The following is a 20,291-nucleotide window of genomic DNA, read 5'->3' on the forward strand; positions in this document are numbered from 1 at the left end:
TTGGAATGAAACAATACGGCTTTTACATTGATTCAAGTAAATGCACGGGTTGTAAAACCTGTCAGCTTGCTTGTAAAGATTATAACGATCTAGACATCAAAACGAACTACCGTCGCGTATACGAATACGCAGGTGGTGGCTTCACTCAAGATGGTGATACCTGGGTTCAGAAAGATGTCTTTTCTTACTACCTTTCTATCGCTTGTAACCACTGTACTAACCCAGCGTGTGTGAAAGTGTGTCCTTCGGGCGCGATGCACAAACGTGATGAAGACGGTTTGGTTGTGGTTGATGAGAGCGTATGTATTGGTTGTCAGCACTGTAGCAATGCGTGCCCTTACGGCGCACCACAATACAATGCTAAGAAAGGTCACATGACCAAATGCGATGGTTGTTACCAACGTGTTTCTGAAGGCAAACAGCCTATCTGTGTTGAGTCTTGCCCACTTCGTGCATTGGAGTTTGGTGAAATCAATACACTTCGCGAAAAGTACGGCTCCGGTGCGGATGTGGCGCCATTGCCATCTTCAACAGAAACGCTACCGAACATCGTGATTAAGCTGAACAAAAACGCGAAGCCGACTGGCGATACCAGTGGTCACCTAGCAAACCCGAAGGAGGTGTAAGATGATTTTTCATGAGTGGTCTTTAATCTTCTTTACTGTGCTGGCGCAAACTGCGGTTGGTGGTTACTTACTGATTGGCGCACGTGCACTGGTACTTGGTCATGACGAAGAGAAGCTGAACAGCTACAAGGTTCCAATGTTCATTCTATGGGCACTAATGGGGCTTGGCTTCATGTTCTCGACAACGCACCTTGGTTCTCCACTGCGCGCGTTTAATGCCTTTAACCAACTAGGCTCTGCTTGGTTGTCTAACGAAGTGTTCTTCGGTGCAGCATTCTTCGCTGTCGGTGGCCTGCAATGGCTATTGTCTGTGCTTAAGAAAGGTGGCGTAGCTATCCAGAAAGCACTGATGGTTGGCGCGATGGTACTGGGTGTTATCTTCATGTACGCGATGATCAATGTATACATGATCAACACAGTACCTACGTGGGACAACATCTACACACCACTGAGCTTCATCATGACGATGGTTGTGGGTGGATTGCTGCTATCTCAGTTCGTTATTGTATTCGCAAACGACAGCCGCTTTACGGTTGACTGTAACATCACCATGCTGGCTGTTATCGCTGTTGCTATCAGCTTGCTTGTGACAGTAGGCAAACTGAACCTAATCGGTGACATCCAAACTTCAGCAGCAAAAGCATCTGAGTTGGTTGACGGTTTAGGCAGCTATGCGATTCTTCAAGTTGCATTACTGATGGCAAGCTTACTGGTTTGGATTCTACCTATGCTGAACAAAGCAAAAGTGAATCCAGTTAACCTTGGCTTAGCACTAGTATTGTTCTTGGCTTCAGAGTTAATCGGCCGTGGTTTGTTCTACAGCCTACATATGACAAGCGGTTTGTAATCGAGTTCTTACAGACATGAGTTGCGTGTAAACATCGCTGCTTGTTTGGTTATCTAGAAGGCTAGATAAACAAAAGGCCCAACACCTATTTAGATGTTGGGCCTTTTTATTGCGTTTTTTCTAGCGTTTTCAGTACAGACTTAGCGAGTTCGCTTACATAGCTACTTAATGATAGCCGCTGGAATAAACATGTCTTTCAATCGCTTAACCGAAGAATAAGTACCAAACATCGGTTTATTGTCTAAATGCCTTCTCAGCATATCGGCGGCGACTGTCTTAATCACGTTGCGTTGGTCTTCTCGCGAGTACTGACGATAAAACTCAAGTACCTGCCCCCACTCGCCTACTTCAGTCGACAATGCAACGCTGAATGTGTTGCCTTCCAACTTACCCGTCACCAAAGCCAATTCAGTTCCGCATTTATCTCTTGTTGCTCCGGCCAGAGCAAAGGTTGCGGCCAATGGATCGCTCTTTTCAAGTTCGCTCTCTTTGGGCTCAGCCATCACCCACGAATGTCCGAAGCAATCTTCGACCTGCTCATTCAATTGCAGCCACGCTGACAGTGAACCTTTGGTCGACACTTCAGACACAGATAACGTCTTCTTTTTTTCCGCCATGATGTGTCCAATATGGTCAATCATCGGCTCATCGACACTCACGACATTACTCTCTAGCAGCTTGTAAACCATTTGCAGAAGCTTAACGCGAGTTTCTAAGTCTGCCTTAGGGCCAAACAGTTTAACCTCAATGAATGGCAGATAAGAGCGATAACCCAACTCATAACCTTCTGGCAGCTTTAATTGGTCCAAAACATCAGAGATACCAGACTCAGACAAACCAAACGTAAACAGTCGACTGCATTCAGAGGCAACCACTTGAGGGTAGGTACGCGACAAGTCAGGAAGAATCTCAAACGTCACCATGCGCTTGAATTCACTCGGCACACCCGGCGTGAAATAGAACGTCGCATCGTTAATCTTCAGCTTAAAGCCACACGCAGTGCCAACTGGGTTATCGACAATCTCAGCGCTTGCTGGCAACAAGGCTTGTTTAAGGTTGCTGTCAGGCATCGGCATACCGCGTCCAGAGAACATTTTTTCCATACGAGTCAACCACTCAGGGAACATAATTAAGTCCTGCTCGGAAGCAGTTGCAGCGGCGGCGGCGCTCATGTCGTCGGTTGTCGGCCCTAAACCACCATTGACGATAACCACATCATAGTTAAAGCTCAGCATCAGCAGTTCTTCAACCAGAGCATTCATTTGGTCACCCACAGTGGAACGTTTCGCAAGAGCAAAACCGTGCTGATAAAACTCAGCAGACATCCAGGCCGCGTTTGTGTCGACAATGTCTCCATGAAGAACTTCTTCACCTGTACTTAACATTGCGATTTTCGTCATATTACTTCCCTTGTTGTCATAAAAAGACACTGTATTATTTACAAACTAGTCTATGGTTGAATTTGATACATTTCACCTTTCATAAGTATTGACCATGTCTGAACTAAGATTCTTATGAGAAAAGTAATAAAGTATTAGTTCCCTAAATCAGGCATTTAATAGATAATTGTGACTCTGATCAATTTTTAACTTCTCGTGGAGACCCTTGTGTCCAAATCGCCGTCACTAGCAAAGGTTACAGCTGTATTATCAATGTTAATGTCAGTTAACTCGGCTGCAAGCCAATATGACTTCGAACAGCCAATCAACCTTTCTTACTCGGATGAATGTGCTCAAGATTACTGTGTTAGTGAAAGCTTGTACACCTACAAGCCAAGTAAGAATTATGCATTAAACGAGTCAAGCGATCAGTACGATTTAACGATCGACAAGCAACCACTTTATCTGACTGTCAGCGATGGTAAAGATTGGGATTACCTTATGGGTCAAACCTACACTATTCTTGGTTTGAGTGTCGCAACCGTTGGCCTAATGACCCTATTACCTGAAAGTATTACTAAGTGGGACGATGACCAACGCGATATTAGTGCACTAGGTCAGAAGTGGAAGGATAATGTTTCTGCTGGTCCAGTATGGGACCGTGATGAACACTTCTTAAACTATGTAATGCACCCTTATTTTGGTGGTGTTTACTACACTGCAGCTCGACACGCGGGGTACGATGAGTTTGAGTCTTTCCTATACTCTTGGACTATGTCGACATTCTTCTGGGAATACGGTGTAGAAGCGTTTGCTGAAGTACCTTCATGGCAAGATCTCTTCATCACACCATTCTTTGGTGCGGTTGTTGGTGAAATGATGTTAGAAGCAGAACAAAACATCGTTGCTTCAGGTGGTGAAGTGATGGGTTCTCAAACCATGGGTGATGTGTCTCTATTTTTCCTAAACCCTGTTGGCCATATCCATTACTGGGTAAGTGACGCTTGGGGCGGCGACGCAGAAGTTAACCTGAATACTAACCCTTGGTGGGACAACCAAGATGCCGCTAAATTCGCTTACGATGCTGGCGCACCATACGACTCACAGTTTGTTGGTATGAACTTCAAGGTAACGTTTTGAACCAGTATCCGTGTTACTTGCTAAGCCGTTTACTCAGTTGCTTGCTAAGATTCTGAATCACAAATAACAGCGACAACTCTTTTACAAAGCGGCTCTTTAGCCGCTTTTTTGTGCCCTAGCCTTCATTCTCTTTTTTGTATCGCAGCTTAGTTTCAAAAATTGACACAGGTCAAACATTGTTCGATGTAACCTTCTACACTGAAATTAAAGAACTTTATCGCGTGATATCAAACATTTAATTGGCAAAGAATAATTGAAACTTTAGGGGCTGATATGAACAGTACATTTATCGTAAACTTTATCGGAAAAGCATCACCAGCAACAATCAAGCAACTTGCTGCGGTTACTCACGAAAACGACGGAAAATGGCTCATCAGTAAAGTGAATTTTATTGAAGACCAAGTCGCGGGTGTACTCAAGGTTGAACTTCCAGCCATCAACGAATCGATTGTTAAAGAAGCCTTCAGCGCTAATCCGGATCTCATCGTGCAATTTGTCGATTCAGACCATGCACACAATGTCCAAGACACGATACACCACCTTAGACTCGACTCGAACGACAGAGCAGGTATCGTCAACGAAGTAACCCATGTCTTGGATAGACAAGGAATCAGCATTCTAGATATGGACTGCCACCGAGTCTTTATCGCTGGTGGCGGCGGTGTGAGCTCAAGCCTGTTTACTTCCAAGATAGCGGTTAAGCTGCCAATCGAAGTTCAGATCGAAGACGTAGTGAATGAGCTAGAAACGCTTAGCGAAGATACTCGAGTGATAATTGAAGGTTAACTGGTAGTCGCTCTCAATTTTATATTCTGTTTTCTGATTAACGGACACCTAAAAACAAAATAGAGCTGCTCATTGGCTGCTCTATTTGTTGTTCTGAGTCTAAGGATCGTTATTTAACCGACCATTGTGACAATGAACGTTTGAAGTCTTCATAGCCAAACTCATTCAGCTTTTGAACTTCTCCGTTGCTACGCTCGCAATAGATCGATGGCATCTTCAGGCCATTGAACCAGTTCAGTTTCACCATGGTGTAGCCCGCACTGTCCAACAGGTGAAGCTTTTGGCCAATCTTAAGTGGCTCATCAAAGCTCGTTTCGCAGAACTGATCGCCCGCCAGACATGAACATGAACCAATCACATAGTCGTGACTACCTGTTTCTGAGGCTTCTAGCACCGATGCTGGTTCATTGTAAATAAGCGTATCAAGGCGGTGTGCCTCAGTCGCTGAGTCCACAATCGCTGTTTTCTTCACGTTCTCAACGATATCAACCACTGTCACAACTAGGTCGGTTGTTTTAGTGATGATCGCTTCACCCGGCTCAAGGTACATCTGCACACCGTGTTTTTCAGAGAAGGCTTTCAGCGCAAGACCCAGTTTTTCGATGTCATAGCCCGGCCATGTGAAGAACACACCTCCGCCCATGCTCACCCAGTCCAACTTATCTAAGTGCTCACCAAACTGTTCGGAGATTGAATCAAGTAGGCCGATAAATGCATCAGCATCTTTGTTCTCACAGTTCATGTGGAACATCACACCATCAATCTCATCGAAGGTCTCTGGCTTGATATGGTCAGCTTGTACGCCCAAACGCGAGAATTGGCGCGCTGGGTTTGCCAAATCTTGTCCTGCGTAGCTCACACCCGGATTTAAACGTAAACCCAGTGAAGCTTTACCTTCAACAATATGGCGGTAAGCAGCAAGCTGGCTTTGAGAGTTGAAAATCATCTTGTCGCAGATGTCAGCTACTTCTCTCACGTCATCTTCGCTGTAACCGACACTGTAAGCGTGCGTCTCACCACCAAAGGTTTCGTGGCCAAGCTTCACTTCGTATGGGCCAGAGCTTGTCGTGCCATCGAGATAAGGTTTGATGATGTCAAACACACCCCATGTCGAGAAACACTTCAGTGCCAATACCAACTTCACACCTGAAATCTCTTTCAGCTGCTTGGCTTTCTCTAAGTTCGCAATCAACTTGTCTTCATTGATCATGAAATAAGGCGTTTTTAGTTCGTTGTTTTGCATGTTAATACCTTGCGGCCCTCGAGTTCACGAAGGCACATGATAATCGAACAAAGCCGACGCAACAGCATCGGCTTGTAATTATACGTTCTCGTCAATCATATGACTTTGAATGGAATTCGCAGAGCTTTGACCTTGTCGCTAGGACAACGCGATGAGGGCAAAGAGCAACAAATTACTTCAAAGTATGGATTAGAGGTAGACCAGCTGTAGGCTCTAGCTCTTGAACGTGCCAGTCTAGACCGATTTCAGGCATCGTTGCTAGGAACGGGTCTGGGTTTAGCTGTTCCATGTTGAACACGCCTTTATCAGCCCATTCGCCGCGGAAGAACTGAAGTGCAGCGGTAATCGCTGGAACACCTGTTGTGTAAGAGATAGCTTGGTGCTCTACGTCTTCGTAAGCCACTTCGTGGTCCGCGTTATTGTAGATGAACACGCTGCGCTCTTTACCGTCTTTCTTACCTTGAACCCAAGTACCGATACACGTTAAACCTGTGTAACCCGGAGCTAGAGATGTTGGGTCTGGCAGTAGTGCTTTAAGAACATGTAGAGGCTGAACCACAGTGCCATCGTGCAGTGTTAGCGGATCAGGGCTAAGAAGGCCGATATCACGCATGCAGTTGAAGTAGTTCAGGTAAGCATCGCCGAAGCCCATCCAGAATTCGATACGCTTAGCTGGGATGAACTCTTTCATTGAACGTACTTCATCGTGTGCCATTGAGTACACCTTGTGAGAGCCACAGTTAGGGAATTCAAATTCAAGCATACGAGAGTGGCAAGGTACTTGTTTCCACTCTTCATTTTCCCAGTAGAAAGAATCGCCTTGGATCTCAAGCATGTTGGTTTCTGGGTCAAAGTTTGTCGCAAACTTCTTACCGTGGTCGCCTGCGTTTACGTCCATTACATCGATCGTATCGATCTCATCAAACAAGTGCTTAACCGCGTGCGCTGCAAATACAGAAACCACACCAGGATCGAAACCCGCGCCAAGAATACCTGTGATGCCCGCTTCTGCGAACTTCTCACGGTAGCCCCACTGCCAATCGTAAGCTTGTGGTACTTGTTGGCCTTCAGAACATAGGTCAACCGCTACCGATGTATCTAGGTAAGATACTTTTGCTTGGTAACACGCTTCCATGATCGCCATGTTTACCCAAGGAGGACCAGCGTTGATTACTAGGTCTGGTTTCACTTCGTTAATCAGAGCAACAAGTTCATCAACATCGTCAGCATTTACTGCGCGAGCTTCTAGTTTTTTAGTTGAATCTTTAAGGTTGTTTTTGCCCTTGATAGATTCGATGATTTTTTCACACTTCGCGATTGTGCGAGAAGCGATTGTGATATCACCCAGTACTTCGTTATTTTGTGCTGCTTTATGTGCAACAACCCAACCAACGCCGCCTGCACCAATTTGTAGAATAGCCATAGTTTTAATTACCCTTGTTGTTCTGCTAGCTCAATAGCTAAAGTTTGAATTTTGTTAATTAGAGATTTGAAATCTGATGTCGTTAAGCACGGATTCAAGATAGTGAATTTCAGCGCGCTTTTACCGTCAACAACCGTTTCGCCAAGCACGGCAACGCCACGAGTCAGTGCTTCCAGTCTTAGCGTTTGATTCAGTTTGTCTAAATCAATAGCGCTGTTTGCTGATTGCCCATTGCTAGGCACCGAACGGAACAGCACAGTAGACAGTGACGGCTCAGCAAGCAGTTCAAAATCGTCATGCTTCTGAATCAGTTCGGCAATTTGAAGCGTCTGCTCTAGAAGATGATCGTACATATCGCCCAATTGCTTTGGCCCAACGCTTTGCATCGTCATGAAGACTTTCAATGCATCGAAGCGTTTAGTAGTCGCAATAGACTTATCGACTAGATTCGGCAGCTCATCGTGCTCGCGATTCAAGTAATCTGCGTGATGCAATAGGTACTTAAAGTTCGCTTTGTCTTTCAGCAGCACAGCACCACAACTGATTGTTTGGAAGAACAACTTGTGGAAATCAACGCTGACTGAGTCCGCTTTCTCGATGCCTTTCAGACGAGCTTTATGGCTACTTAAGATAAGCGCACCACCGTAAGCACTATCGACATGGAACCAAAGATCTTGTTGATTTGCGATGTCAGCAATCGCTTCAAGATCATCAATAGCACCGTGATCGGTTGTACCCGCCGTACCAACAACAGCAAAAGGAATCAACCCTTGAGCTTTCAGCGCTTTCACTTCTGCGTCTAGCAAGTCAGGCTTGATAGTGCCGTTTGCATTGGTATCAACACAGCACACTGCCGCTTCGCCTAGCCCTAGTAGGGAGGCTGACTTTTGAACCGTAAAGTGAGATTTCTTTGAACATAAGATACGCAGCTTGCTCGCGTATTCTGGTAAGCCAAGCTTTTGGATAGAATGACCATTGTGCTTATCGGCAACCCAGTCTCTCGCAAGCAATAAACCCATTAGGTTGCTTTGCGTGCCTCCGCTGGTGAAAACACCGTCTGCTTGTGCGCCAAGTTGGTATTTGTCACACATCCAATCCACGACGCGCTGCTCAACATAAGTCGCAGCAGACGCTTGGTCCCATGAATCCATTGATTGATTCAACGCCGCGATAATCGATTCGGCTACTACAGAAGCCATAAGAGGAGGAGTGTGAAGGTGTGCAATACAGTCTGGGTGTTGTACGAAGATGGAGTTTGCAGCGACAAGGTCTGCAGTACTATCTACAACATCAACCAAAGCGTGTTGATTGTTATCTAGGTCGACAGCCTTGATAGCGGCCTCTAGCACTTTTGGTTCTAGACCTGAATATGGAGTTTCAACCTGCTCAAAAACGGCTTTCATCGCTTGGGTGGTTTGATTCATCACATTAGCAAATTCGTTGCTACCACCTAAACCTGTCTGGATGAAATGCCTGTTCCATTCTTGGTTTGCTTGTTCGGTTGAAGCTGGGTCTTGTTGCAAACCGCCACCCGCTGCGATGATCGCTTCTTCCATCACGCGCAATGCAAAGTCGATCTGCTCAAAAGAGATAATCATTGGCGGAAGGAAACGAATGACCGAACCATCACGCCCACCCTTCTCAACCATCAAGCCGCGCTCTAGTGCTGCTCGTTGAATAGCTAGGGTTAGTTCGCCGTCGGATTGTGGTTCGTTAAACTTGTTAAGCTCACCATTTGGTTGCTTGATCTCAGCGCCAAGCATCAAGCCTTTACCGCGAACTTCAGCAATACAGCTCACACGCGATTGAATCTTCTCAAGCCCGTGACGTAAGTATTGGCCTGCGATGTTCGCGTGTTCAACCAAACCATCACGCTCGATGATTTCCAACGCCTTAGCGCCAGACACCATAGCTAATTGATTACCACGGAATGTACCTGTGTGCTCACCCGCTTTCCATGTATCAATGCTCTTATCGAACACAAGTAGCGACATCGGCAGTCCACCACCGATCGCTTTAGACAAACATAAGATATCAGGGTTAACACCCGACTCTTCAAACGCAAATCTATGACCCGTTTTGCCCACACCACACTGAATTTCATCAAAAATCAGTAGGATGCCGTGTTCATCACAGATACGACGTAGGCCTTGCAACCAAGAAGCAGGAGCCGGAATCACACCGCCCTCTCCTTGCACAGGCTCTACGATCATCGCGGCTGGTTTCATGATGCCGGATTCGTCGTCATTCAACATGCGCTCGATGTAACGAACGCTCGCGTTGGCACCTGCCTCACCACCAATGCCAAACGGGCAGCGGAGGTTGTATGGGAAAGGCATGAAATGTACGTCAGACATCAAACCGCTACGACGCTCTTTAGTGCCGAGGTTGCCCATCATGCCCATGGTGCCGTTCGTCATGCCGTGGTAAGCACCACGAAAAGCAAACATGGTGTTGCGACCTGTGGTTTGCTTAGCGAGCTTGATCGCCGCTTCCACAGCATCAGCTCCCGATGGGCCACAGAATTGAAGAACCGAGTTATTTGAAAAGTCTTGAGGAAGAAAAGCTTTAACTCGCTTGATAAACGTCTCTTTTGCTTGAGTCGTAATATCAAGAGTTTGGTATGGTAGACCAGAATCAAGTTGGTCTTTAAGTGCTTGGTTAATCTCTGGGTGGTTATAACCCAAAGAAAGTGTACCTGCACCGGCTAAGCAATCGAGAAAGATCTGGCCACGAGTATCTTCAACTAAAGCGCCACATGCTCGCTTAATAGCAATAGGCAGTCGTCTTGGGTAAGAGCGAACATCCGACTCATGCTGTTCTTGCTCTAGCAAAATAGCGTCAGGTGTTAGGTCGTACGCTCCCTCTACGATAGGAACCATAGTTGAAAATGAATTTGCGATAGTATTGATATCGGCTTCAAAGGCAGTAGTCATAAAAGTCCCCTTGAATGAGTTCATACTCATCTCACCAGACTCGATTTCACTATAACTCTCTGTTTATATTAGAGAGTTCATTATGAAGTATGTGCGTTGTCTAGAAATGAGATATAGCTGTACGCTCGTATAAGTCAAATGACGAACACGAAATTAGGCCGTCTTAAGACAGCGATAAATTGTTAACGTAAGCTCAAGGTTCAGTAATGCTACTGTTTTGAAGAATTGGACATTTTTGCAGGATCGGACAGCTATGAAGCGCTAGTCCCTTTGGAAATGCAGAGCTGATTAGCAATGTTGTTTTTAGTGTGTTCAATGTTGGGTTTCCCATTAACATGGCGAATGGCGCCATAAGTATCCCGTCTATCAGCTTAAGGACTAGCCGATACCTACCCTACGTTATGTCCCAATCAGCAAGAATGGTCATTACGCGTATCCCCCAGAAGCCATCATGATTCGTTTTGAACATCATCCATTCCGAGATTAAGCGGGAAAGTAACATAAAGTGAAATGAACTATCAATAATTTTTAGTGATGGCTTCATAAATACAAGATTTGGTTGGGTGATTACTTAAAATATCGATATTTAAGTGTCAATTTTTGAGGGTAACGAGAAATTAAAATAGCAGAAAACAAAAAAGCCCGAACATTTCTGTTCGGGCTTTCTAATTTGGAGCGATACATCGGGTTCGAACCGATGACCTCAACCTTGGCAAGGTTGCGCTCTACCAACTGAGCTAGTATCGCATTTGCTTTATTGAGATAAAGACTTTAATAGATGGTGCCCCGGGCCGGACTTGAACCGGCACAGCGCGAACGCCGAGGGATTTTAAATCCCTTGTGTCTACCAATTCCACCACCAGGGCACGCAATTCTTTATTGCGATGCCGATTACTGAAAAGTAAAACACCATCTTAATGCTGACGCCAATCAACACTACAAATTTTGGAGCGATACATCGGGTTCGAACCGATGACCTCAACCTTGGCAAGGTTGCGCTCTACCAACTGAGCTAGTATCGCATTTTCATTCAACTTCTTTCTAGAAGAAAGAGAATGGAGGCGCCTCCCGGAGTCGAACCGAGGTCCACGGATTTGCAATCCGCTGCATAGCCACTCTGCCAAGGCGCCTTAGTAACTCCAGTCGAATCGCTCATTGCCATCCTCTTGAGTACGGGATGCATTTTACGGATTCAGACGATTGAGTCAATATTATTTTTGTATTTTTAATTCGTTTGGGTAGATTTCATACGAAACAGGCCAAATAGCTGACTTTATGTTCAAAACACACTGTGAGCGGGTTATTCAAAGGAGATCTATATCACATTAGATGTCCAGTATTGACAACTTAACCTAAGGTTAAAGATCAAAAAAGCGAGCCTCAGCTCGCTTCTTCATCAATGATGTTTCTCGTCTAACAAATCGTCTTTGGCGGCCATCAAGTATTGCGCCATAGACCAGTAAGTTAGAAGCGTTGCAGCATAGAGCGCAATATAACCAACCCAAACCATCCAATCGTCATAACGCCAAATAAGTACCCATAACGCGAACATTTGAGAAACTGTTTTAACCTTACCAACCCAAGACACAGCAACACTTGCACGTTTGCCGATTTCCGCCATCCATTCTCGAAGAGCGGAAATAATAATTTCGCGAGCAATCATGGTTACCGCTGGAATAGTAATCCAAATTGAGTGGTAATGTTCAGTAATAAGAATAAGAGCAGTCGCAACAAGTACTTTATCAGCGACAGGGTCAATAAATGCACCAAAGCGAGAGGTTTGTCCAAGCTTGCGTGCCAGCATGCCATCTAGCCAATCGGTGAAACCCGCAACCCAAAAGACCATTGCAGCAGCAAAAGGAGCCCATTCATAAGGTAAGTAAAAAACCACAACGAACACTGGAATCAGAAATAGTCGCAGCAAGGACAAAATGTTAGGTATATTTAAACGCATTTTATTAGGCTCTTATTAATCGCGCGTCAATGGTGCGGGATTTTTACTATTGTTTCAATGCTTGATAAATATTTTCTGCCAAAGAATGACTAATGCCCGGCACTTTGGTTATTTCTTCGACAGTTGCACGCTTAAGTTCTTGTAAGCCCCCCATATATTTCAGTAATGCTTGGCGACGTTTTGGTCCTACCCCTTCGATTCCTTCCAGTGCACTGGTTCGACGCGTCTTACCTCGTTTCGCCCTGTGTCCCGCAATTGCATGATTATGGCTCTCGTCACGGATGTGTTGAATTAGATGTAACGCTGGCGCATCGCTGGGTAAGTTAAATTCTTCGCCTTCTAAGGTCACTAAGGTTTCTAGGCCAGGCTTACGAGTCACCCCTTTTGCAATACCCATCATTCTTGGTCTAACCGGCCAATCTCCCCAGTATTTAGAAATAATCTCATAAGCACTATTTAACTGCCCTTTACCGCCATCAATAAAGATGATGTCTGGGATCTTATCGACATCAAGCTGCTTCGAATAACGCCTCTCCAGCGCCTGAGCCATCGCCGCGTAGTCATCGCCGCCTGTAATATCCGTGATGTTGTAGCGACGGTATTCTGGTTTAACTGGTCCTTCTGGATTGAATACCACACAAGAAGCGATCGTGCTTTCACCCATGGTGTGGCTGATATCGAAACACTCCATGCGTTTGATAGCATCCATCGACAGCACTTCTTGAAGCTCTTTAAAGCGCTGATTGATCGTCATCTTATGATTAATCTTGGTGGTTATTGCCGTTAATGCGTTGGTATTCGATAGCTTAAGGTAACGGCCTCGAGTCCCAGAAGGATTGGAGTTGAAGTGTATCTTTCGGCCTGCGACTTCACACAATGCTTCTTGAATAGGTGTGACATCATCCATCAAATCGGCATTTAAAATTAAACGAGTCGGGATGGTTCTCGCTTCATTGTGCGCTAGATAATATTGGCTTAAAAAGCTCGAAAATACCTCTTCTCGCACCGTATTGTTGGGGATTTTAGGGAAATGGCTTCGGCTACCTAAGATTTTGCCTTGGCGAATCATCAAGATGTGAATACACGCCACGCCATTCTCTTGGGCAAACCCCAACACGTCCATATCTTCCATAGAATCGTCAGATACATACTGCTGCTCTTGAACGCGTCTGATCGCTTGGATTTGATCGCGGAAAGCAGCCGCTTGCTCAAAACGAAGCTCTTGGCTCGCCTTATCCATCTTGTCGATGAGTGTTTCAAGAACCAGCTTATCTTTCCCTTGCAGGAACAGGCGAACGTAGTCGATAAGTTCACTGTACTCTTCATCAGAGATAATCGAACTGACACATGGCGCTGCACAACGACCAATCTGATACATCAAACATGGGCGTGTTCTGTTGGCATAAACCGTATCTTCACACTGACGAGCAGGAAAAATTTTCTGTATTAGGTGCAACGTCTCACGCACAGCGCCGGAATCAGGATAAGGACCAAAGTACTCTCCCTTTTTCTTCTTAGCACCACGATGCATCGACAAACGAGGATGTTTGTGACCACTAATAAAAATATAAGGGTACGACTTATCATCACGCAAAAGTACATTGTATTTAGGCAAGTACTGCTTGATGTAGTTGTGCTCAAGAATGAGCGCTTCTGTTTCCGTGTGCGTTACAGTGACATCGATCTTGTCGATATTGCTAACTAAAGCGCGTGTTTTTTCACCGTCGACTTTTTTCCGGAAATAACTGGAAAGGCGTTTTTTGAGGTTCTTAGCTTTACCGACGTAAATAACAACAGCCTCGGCGTTATACATTCGATAAACGCCAGGCTGTTCTGTTACTGTCTTAAGGAATGAGACAGAGTCAAACAAGTTAGTCACACTATACGATCTCAGTGTTAAAGGGTCTCAGTATCTAGCATTCCATGTCTAATCGCTAAATGCGTCAACTCTACATCGCCACTGATATCCAGTTTACTGAACAAACGGTAGCGGTAACTATTGACTGTTTTAGGGCTTAGATTGAGTTGTTCTGAAATATCCGTCACTCTCTGACCTTTGGTAATCATCATCATGATTTGCAATTCACGTTCAGATAAGTCTGCGAATGGATTTTCAGACGCAGGCGAAAACTGACTCAAAGCCATCTGCTGCGCAATTTCTGGAGAAATGTATCGTTGGCCGCTATTCACCACTCTAATGGCATTGACCATTTCATCCGGACCTGCCCCTTTAGTAAGGTAACCAGCAGCTCCAGCTTGCATCACTTTAGTTGGAAACGGATTTTCCGTATGAACAGTTAAAACAATGATTTTAACATCAGGGTTGAAGCGCAAAATCTTCTTGGTTGCTTCTAAGCCACCAATACCAGGCATATTCATATCCATCAAAATGACATCTGTATTGTTAGTACGACACCATTTTGCAGCATCTTCACCGCTTTCAGCTTCCCCTGCTACGTTCATTCCACGGACGTCTTCAATAATACGTCGTATCCCTGTGCGAACCAGCTCGTGATCATCTACAAGGAAAACATTTATCAAACTTGTATCTCCACACTATTAATTGGCTCTGCAACCACTGTGCCGTTTCATTTGCTTGAAACAATTAAACGAATGAACAGTGAATCGCAGCATTGAGTACATCTTAACTTAGTTAGTAAAAAAAAGCTCTGTTGAATATGTGCTGAAATACGAACTTTAGCAAGTACTTATTTATAAATAAGGCAGCTAAAACAACAAGCTTTTGTTAAAAGTCAACTAGTTAAAACAACGCCAATAAAATTACATAAGATAAAAATATTTTCAATACCATTGAATAACCATTCGTGACAATTTCACTTTTTTGCTTATATAGTCCCGTTATTCAACGCTATTACCGATAAATTAATGACTATTTGGTCAGCCTGTTGTGCGAAATTCGGCGCTAGATGGTAGTATTCGATTCCCAGTTTCAATAGGTTACTACATTGGATATTCAGCAAGGCTTTGTACTCACAAGACAAGCAAGAGATTTTTCAGGGCGCACACAAATCGACTTGTGGTTAAGCACCCCTCAAGGCCCTACTCTGCTGACAATTCAAAATGAAAAACCTGTATTTTTTGTAGCTCAATCTGACGTTGAAGCATGTCAGGCAATCGCAGCGAAAGAGTCGATTGATTGCCAATTTAAGCCTCTAGAACTAGCCACATTCGAGCAAATACCTCTCGCCGCGTGTTACACCTCGCTGTCGAGAAGTAGCTTTGGTCTAGCGCAAGCCTTCCACAACGAAGAAATTCAAACCTTTGAAAGCGATATTCGACTCGCCGATCGATTCTTAATGGAACGTTTTATCAAAGGAAGTATTGAGTTCACAGGATCTGCTACGCAAAAAAATCGGCATCGTCGAGTCTCTAATGCGAAATGCCGAGCAGGTGATTACTTACCTAATCTATCTGTGGTCTCGCTTGATATTGAGTGTTCGGAAAAAGGCGTGCTTTATTCAATTGGCCTAGACAGCCCGATGGACAGCCGAGTAATAATGGTCGGCAAAGCACAACAAGCTGAAACCAATATCCAATGGGTTGCCAACGAGAAAGCGCTACTCGAAGCAATGATAGCTTGGTTCTCTGAATTTGATCCTGACATCATTATTGGTTGGAACATTATCGACTTCGATTTTAGGCTGCTACACAAACGTTCAGAATGGAACGAAGTGAAGCTCAACATCGGCAGAGACAACCAACCGAGCTTTTTCCGCAGTTCGGCACAAAATCAGCAAGGCTTTATCACGATTCCAGGGCGCGTTGTCTTGGATGGCATCGATATGCTCAAGACTGCGACCTACCACTTCCGTTCTTGGTCACTTGAATCGGTATCGCAAGAACTGCTTGGTGAAGGCAAAGACATCCACAACGTTCATGACCGTATGGATGAGATAAACCGAATGTTTAAGTTCGATAAACCTTCACTCGCTAAGTACAACCTTCAAGACTGCGTGCTAGTCAACAGCATCTTCGAACACACTCACTTACTCGACTTCGCGATTGAACGCTCTCGATTAACCGGTGTAGAACTGGATCGCGTTGGTGGATCTGTTGCTGCCTTTACTAACTTATATCTGCCTCAAATCCACAGAGCGGGTTATGTCGCACCGAACTTAGAGCCAGAGAATTGGATTGCAAGCCCCGGCGGTTATGTGATGGATTCAATTCCCAACCTCTACGACTCAGTTTTGGTACTCGATTTTAAGAGCCTGTATCCATCGATCATTCGCTCGTTTCTGATTGACCCTATGGGGCTGATTGAAGGGTTGAAGTTGGAACTAGGGACTGCAGAAAACCAAGCGGTTGATGGTTTCCGCGGTGGACAATTCCACCGTTCTAAACACTTCTTGCCTGAGATGATTGAAAACCTCTGGGCTGCACGTGATGTGGCGAAGAAGAACAACGAGAAGGCGTTCTCTCAGGCGATTAAGATCATCATGAACTCATTCTATGGTGTGTTAGGTTCGTCTGGCTGTCGTTTCTTCGATACCCGGTTAGCGTCTTCGATTACCATGCGTGGGCATGAGATCATGAAGCAAACCAAAGTGCTTATCGAAGACAAAGGCTACCAAGTTATCTACGGCGATACCGATTCAACCTTCGTGTCTCTGAATGGCAGTTATGATCAACGACAAGCCGACGAGATCGGGAATGAACTTGTCGCTTACATAAACGATTGGTGGACGAATCATCTCAAAGAGACCTACAACCTAACCTCGATACTTGAATTGGAATACGAGACTCACTATCGCAAGTTCCTGATGCCAACCATTCGAGGTTCAGAAACTGGCTCGAAGAAACGTTATGCAGGCTTAATCACTCAAGGCGACCAAGAGAAGATCATCTTTAAAGGACTAGAGAGTGCACGCACCGATTGGACACCTCTCGCCCAGCAATTCCAACAAACCTTGTATGAGATGGTGTTTCACGATCAAGACCCAACCGACTATGTTAGGCAGTTTGTTGATGAAACCTCTGCTGGCAAACATGATGATTTATTGGTGTATCAAAAGCGCTTACGCCGCAAATTACATGAATACCAAAAGAACATTCCGCCGCAGGTTCGCGCAGCTCGTATGGCCGATGAGATTAATGCTCAGTTAGGACGCCCTCTTCAATACCAAAACAAAGGACGTATTGAGTATTTGATTACTCTGAGTGGCCCTGAGCCCAAAGAGTATTTAAAGAGTGGTATCGATTATCAGCACTATATCGACAAACAGATTAAGCCCGTCGCAGAGGCTATCCTACCCTTCATCGGTTTAGATTTTGAAAGAGTCAGTGGGCAGCAGTTGGGTCTGTTCTAGCACTATTTTATATGCCCTTTAAACGAAAAAAGCAGAGACATGCTCTTCAGCACGCTCTGCTTTTTAGTATCAATTAACCCGTTATAAATCTCTATCCGATTCTGAACTCGGTTTTCTGATACTGCTTAATCAACCATTCACCAAAGCCATCAAGAATACCGATCACCGAACGTTTAGGGATTGGTCTACCAGAAAGTAAAATCCCCAGTCTTTGGATTTCGACTTCTCTATCTGGGTGATACTTCAAGAACTGTTGACCACACTCTAATGGATCATCGTACCAATATTTATCGCGGTACATCACCAGTGAGTAACTCGCTCGTAAAAGCTTCTTGGCGATAATCACCTGCGCAGCGATTTGTTGTTCTGACGTTGTCGCTCGTGCAATCTTGTTGCGATACACCGCTAACCAGTTTTCAGCATCCATATTCCAGTGCTTAGCAATTTCCCAACTTGTTTCAAAATCACCATAGCAATCTGACAAATCTTCACCATGCACACACACGGCTAAATGCTTGAGCATAAAACCCCATGTGAAGATGTTGTCGAAATCGACTATCTCGCTCACTAAGGTAGTTTTAATCGCGACTTGAGTGACCTGCGGGAAGCTTTTTTGGAAGCGCCATTTAATGGTGTTTAACAGCGTGGTTCGTTGTTCAGGAAACGGGCGGTGTGTCACTACAACCACATCAAGATTTGAGCGACCGACGACGGCTTGCTTGCGAGCGACACTGCCATAAATATAGACACTGTGTAGATTAGAACCTAACCCACCTTTTAAGAAGGTAATCAGATCGTTAACCACAGGTTGGAATTCAGGTTGAAAAGGCTGTGTTGGGTCAATAACAGGTAGCTGCATAGGTCGTTTCGGTAAATAAAATAATGATTTAACTATAACTCTATGATCGCCTAGGTGACTTTATGATTCAAGCTATTCCTATTTATAGCATCTCCGAGATATAATCAGCGGATAGACCCAATAAGGACAAACACAAAATGCCTAGAGCAAGTGAAATTAAAAAAGGTTTTGCTATCACAGTAGAAAGCAAAACAGTGATCGTTAAAGATATCGAAGTAACAACACCAGGCGGCCGTGGCGGCCAAAAAATTTACCGCTTCCGTGGTAACGATGTAGCAACTGGCGTTAAAACTGAAGTTCGCCACAAGGCTGACGAAATCGTTGAAACTATCGACGTAACTAAGCGTGCAGTAATGTTCTCTTACGTTGATGGCAACGAGTACATCTTCATGGATAACGAAGATTACACTCAATTCATCTTCAACGGTGAAACAATCGAAGACGAACTACTATTCATCAACGAAGAAACTCAAGGTATGTACGCGATCCTTATCGATGGCAACGCTGCGACGCTTGAGCTACCCACCTCTGTTGAGCTAGTTATCGAAGAAACTGACCCTTCAATCAAAGGTGCATCAGCGTCTGCTCGTACTAAGCCTGCTCGTCTATCTACAGGTCTTACAATCCAAGTACCTGAGTACATCGCGACTGGCGACAAAGTAGTAGTAAACACTGCTGAACGTAAATACATGAACCGCGCAAGCTAAGATACTTATTATGACCGAAGCTAACGACCTAATGTCTTATGACGACGCAATTGACACTGCATACGACATCTTCCTAGAGATGGCACCTGACAACCTAGAACCTGCAGACGTGATTCTTTTCACGGCTCAGTTTGAAGATCGTGGCGCAGCAGAGCTTGTTGAAACTGGCGATGATTGGGTTGAACATGTTGGCTTTGAAGTCGACAAAGAAATCTACGCTGAAGTGCGCATTGGTCTTGTGAATGAAGCGGATGACGTTCTAGACGACGTATTTGCTCGCATGCTAATCAGCCGTGATCCAGACCATAAGTTCTGTCACATGCTGTGGAAACGCGACTAATACCGCTGTTGACGCTCATCTGCATGAGTAAACAAGTATTCATGTACGCTAGTTAAAAGTTAGCCGAGCCCATTGCTCGGCTATTTTTATCACGCTATTCCCCATCGTGACTACCCACTTTCATCATCAACGTTAGATTCACTGATTATGACCAAAGCAAAAACAGACACACAATCGAAAGGCTATGCCTGCATTGGCCTAGTTAACCCAAAGACGCCTGAAAACGTAGGCTCAGTAATGCGAGCGGCTGGCTGCTACGGCGCCAACTCTGTGTTTTACACGGGCACTCGCTACGACCACGCGCGAAAATTCCATACCGATACCAAAGAGAAGCACCTAGAACTGCCTTTAATTGGTGTTGAAAATCTGAAAGACATCATTCCAGTAGGCTGCGTACCTGTTGCTGTCGATCTGATTGAGGGCGCAAAGCCTCTACCGGATTACAAACATCCACCACGTGCGTTTTACATCTTTGGCCCTGAAGACGGCACGCTAAAGAAAGAGATCACCGACTTCTGTCGTGAGACGATTTACGTCCCAACCAATGGTTGCATGAACCTAGCCGCATCAGTAAACGTTGTGCTTTACGATCGATTAGCGAAAGGCGATAACTTTTCGAACCATAAGTAAATACAACGAGATACGAAAAGATTTATAGATGCGCGTAAACGAGATAAGAGATGCGAAGAGCATGCTACTGCCGATTATGGCAGTATATTTT

Annotated in this window: 16 protein-coding genes and 4 tRNA genes; 8 read left to right on the forward strand and 12 right to left on the reverse strand. The window is 44.9% G+C overall.

The window, feature by feature from the left end; genetic code table 11:
* The first annotated feature begins 5 nt into the window (after positions 1-5).
* Both OCV24_RS08620 and OCV24_RS08625 read left to right on the forward strand, forming a co-directional pair.
* A complete protein-coding gene (locus OCV24_RS08620) occupies positions 6-626 on the forward strand; it encodes a DMSO/selenate family reductase complex B subunit (RefSeq protein ID WP_004733360.1) in 621 nt (206 codons plus the stop codon).
* A 1-nt stretch (position 627) separates the two neighbouring features.
* Positions 628-1,473, forward strand: a complete 846-nt coding sequence (locus OCV24_RS08625) for a dimethyl sulfoxide reductase anchor subunit family protein (protein WP_150877908.1) — start codon at positions 628-630, stop codon at positions 1,471-1,473.
* A 161-nt stretch (positions 1,474-1,634) separates the two neighbouring features.
* Here the strand turns inward: OCV24_RS08625 and OCV24_RS08630 are convergent, their stop codons facing one another.
* Positions 1,635-2,873, reverse strand: a complete 1,239-nt coding sequence (locus tag OCV24_RS08630; RefSeq protein ID WP_137025577.1) for a CinA family nicotinamide mononucleotide deamidase-related protein — start codon at positions 2,871-2,873, stop codon at positions 1,635-1,637.
* A 207-nt stretch (positions 2,874-3,080) separates the two neighbouring features.
* Between OCV24_RS08630 and OCV24_RS08635 the strand changes: the two genes are divergently transcribed.
* Both OCV24_RS08635 and OCV24_RS08640 read left to right on the forward strand, forming a co-directional pair.
* Positions 3,081-3,992: a DUF3943 domain-containing protein gene (locus OCV24_RS08635; RefSeq protein ID WP_029626788.1), complete on the forward strand. Its 912-nt coding sequence runs from the start codon at positions 3,081-3,083 to the stop codon at positions 3,990-3,992.
* A 273-nt stretch (positions 3,993-4,265) separates the two neighbouring features.
* Positions 4,266-4,778, forward strand: coding sequence for a glycine cleavage system protein R (locus tag OCV24_RS08640; protein WP_017055124.1), 513 nt, complete (start codon positions 4,266-4,268; stop codon positions 4,776-4,778).
* A gap of 109 nt (positions 4,779-4,887) precedes the next feature.
* Here OCV24_RS08640 and nspC read toward each other — a convergent pair whose 3' ends face one another.
* From nspC to uvrY, 10 genes are all read right to left on the reverse strand, one after another.
* On the reverse strand, positions 4,888-6,021 hold the full coding sequence (gene nspC, locus OCV24_RS08645) for a carboxynorspermidine decarboxylase (protein WP_102507486.1): 1,134 nt from the start codon (positions 6,019-6,021) through the stop codon (positions 4,888-4,890).
* 172 nt (positions 6,022-6,193) lie between these two features.
* The gene (locus OCV24_RS08650; protein WP_150877906.1) at positions 6,194-7,444 is read right to left on the reverse strand and encodes a carboxynorspermidine synthase; all 1,251 of its coding nucleotides are present in this window, start codon (positions 7,442-7,444) and stop codon (positions 6,194-6,196) included.
* 8 nt (positions 7,445-7,452) lie between these two features.
* Complete coding sequence (locus OCV24_RS08655; protein ID WP_208806546.1) at positions 7,453-10,404, reverse strand: pyridoxal phosphate-dependent class III aminotransferase; 2,952 nt, start codon at positions 10,402-10,404, stop codon at positions 7,453-7,455.
* A gap of 647 nt (positions 10,405-11,051) precedes the next feature.
* A tRNA-Gly gene (locus tag OCV24_RS08660) sits at positions 11,052-11,127 on the reverse strand.
* A 32-nt stretch (positions 11,128-11,159) separates the two neighbouring features.
* Positions 11,160-11,246, reverse strand: a tRNA-Leu gene (locus tag OCV24_RS08665).
* Positions 11,247-11,326: 80 nt separating this feature from the next.
* Positions 11,327-11,402: transfer RNA gene (locus OCV24_RS08670), tRNA-Gly, on the reverse strand.
* 34 nt (positions 11,403-11,436) lie between these two features.
* Positions 11,437-11,510: transfer RNA gene (locus tag OCV24_RS08675), tRNA-Cys, on the reverse strand.
* A 266-nt stretch (positions 11,511-11,776) separates the two neighbouring features.
* On the reverse strand, positions 11,777-12,334 hold the full coding sequence (pgsA, locus tag OCV24_RS08680; RefSeq protein WP_017055120.1) for a CDP-diacylglycerol--glycerol-3-phosphate 3-phosphatidyltransferase: 558 nt from the start codon (positions 12,332-12,334) through the stop codon (positions 11,777-11,779).
* Positions 12,335-12,380: 46 nt separating this feature from the next.
* Complete coding sequence (gene uvrC, locus OCV24_RS08685) at positions 12,381-14,213, reverse strand: excinuclease ABC subunit UvrC (RefSeq protein WP_136979227.1); 1,833 nt, start codon at positions 14,211-14,213, stop codon at positions 12,381-12,383.
* 17 nt (positions 14,214-14,230) lie between these two features.
* A complete protein-coding gene (gene uvrY, locus OCV24_RS08690; RefSeq protein WP_017055118.1) occupies positions 14,231-14,875 on the reverse strand; it encodes a UvrY/SirA/GacA family response regulator transcription factor in 645 nt (214 codons plus the stop codon).
* A gap of 425 nt (positions 14,876-15,300) precedes the next feature.
* On the opposite strand from uvrY, the gene OCV24_RS08695 reads away from it, so the two are divergent.
* Entirely contained in the window at positions 15,301-17,664 is a 2,364-nt protein-coding gene (locus OCV24_RS08695) for a DNA polymerase II (RefSeq protein ID WP_146442838.1), read from the forward strand.
* A gap of 91 nt (positions 17,665-17,755) precedes the next feature.
* On the opposite strand, the gene OCV24_RS08700 is transcribed toward OCV24_RS08695, so the two are convergent.
* The gene (locus OCV24_RS08700; protein ID WP_017055116.1) at positions 17,756-18,523 is read right to left on the reverse strand and encodes a nucleotidyltransferase family protein; all 768 of its coding nucleotides are present in this window, start codon (positions 18,521-18,523) and stop codon (positions 17,756-17,758) included.
* A 137-nt stretch (positions 18,524-18,660) separates the two neighbouring features.
* Here OCV24_RS08700 and efpL point away from each other — a divergent pair, with 137 nt between their 5' ends.
* From efpL to OCV24_RS08715, 3 genes are all read left to right on the forward strand, one after another.
* On the forward strand, positions 18,661-19,230 hold the full coding sequence (gene efpL / locus OCV24_RS08705; protein ID WP_017055115.1) for an elongation factor P-like protein EfpL: 570 nt from the start codon (positions 18,661-18,663) through the stop codon (positions 19,228-19,230).
* Positions 19,231-19,240: 10 nt separating this feature from the next.
* Positions 19,241-19,570: an HI1450 family dsDNA-mimic protein gene (locus tag OCV24_RS08710; protein ID WP_017055114.1), complete on the forward strand. Its 330-nt coding sequence runs from the start codon at positions 19,241-19,243 to the stop codon at positions 19,568-19,570.
* A gap of 147 nt (positions 19,571-19,717) precedes the next feature.
* On the forward strand, positions 19,718-20,200 hold the full coding sequence (locus OCV24_RS08715; protein ID WP_017055113.1) for an RNA methyltransferase: 483 nt from the start codon (positions 19,718-19,720) through the stop codon (positions 20,198-20,200).
* Positions 20,201-20,291: the final 91 nt, after the last annotated feature.

Source organism: Vibrio kanaloae, assembly GCF_024347535.1.
GTDB classification, from domain to species: Bacteria; Pseudomonadota; Gammaproteobacteria; order Enterobacterales; family Vibrionaceae; genus Vibrio; species Vibrio kanaloae.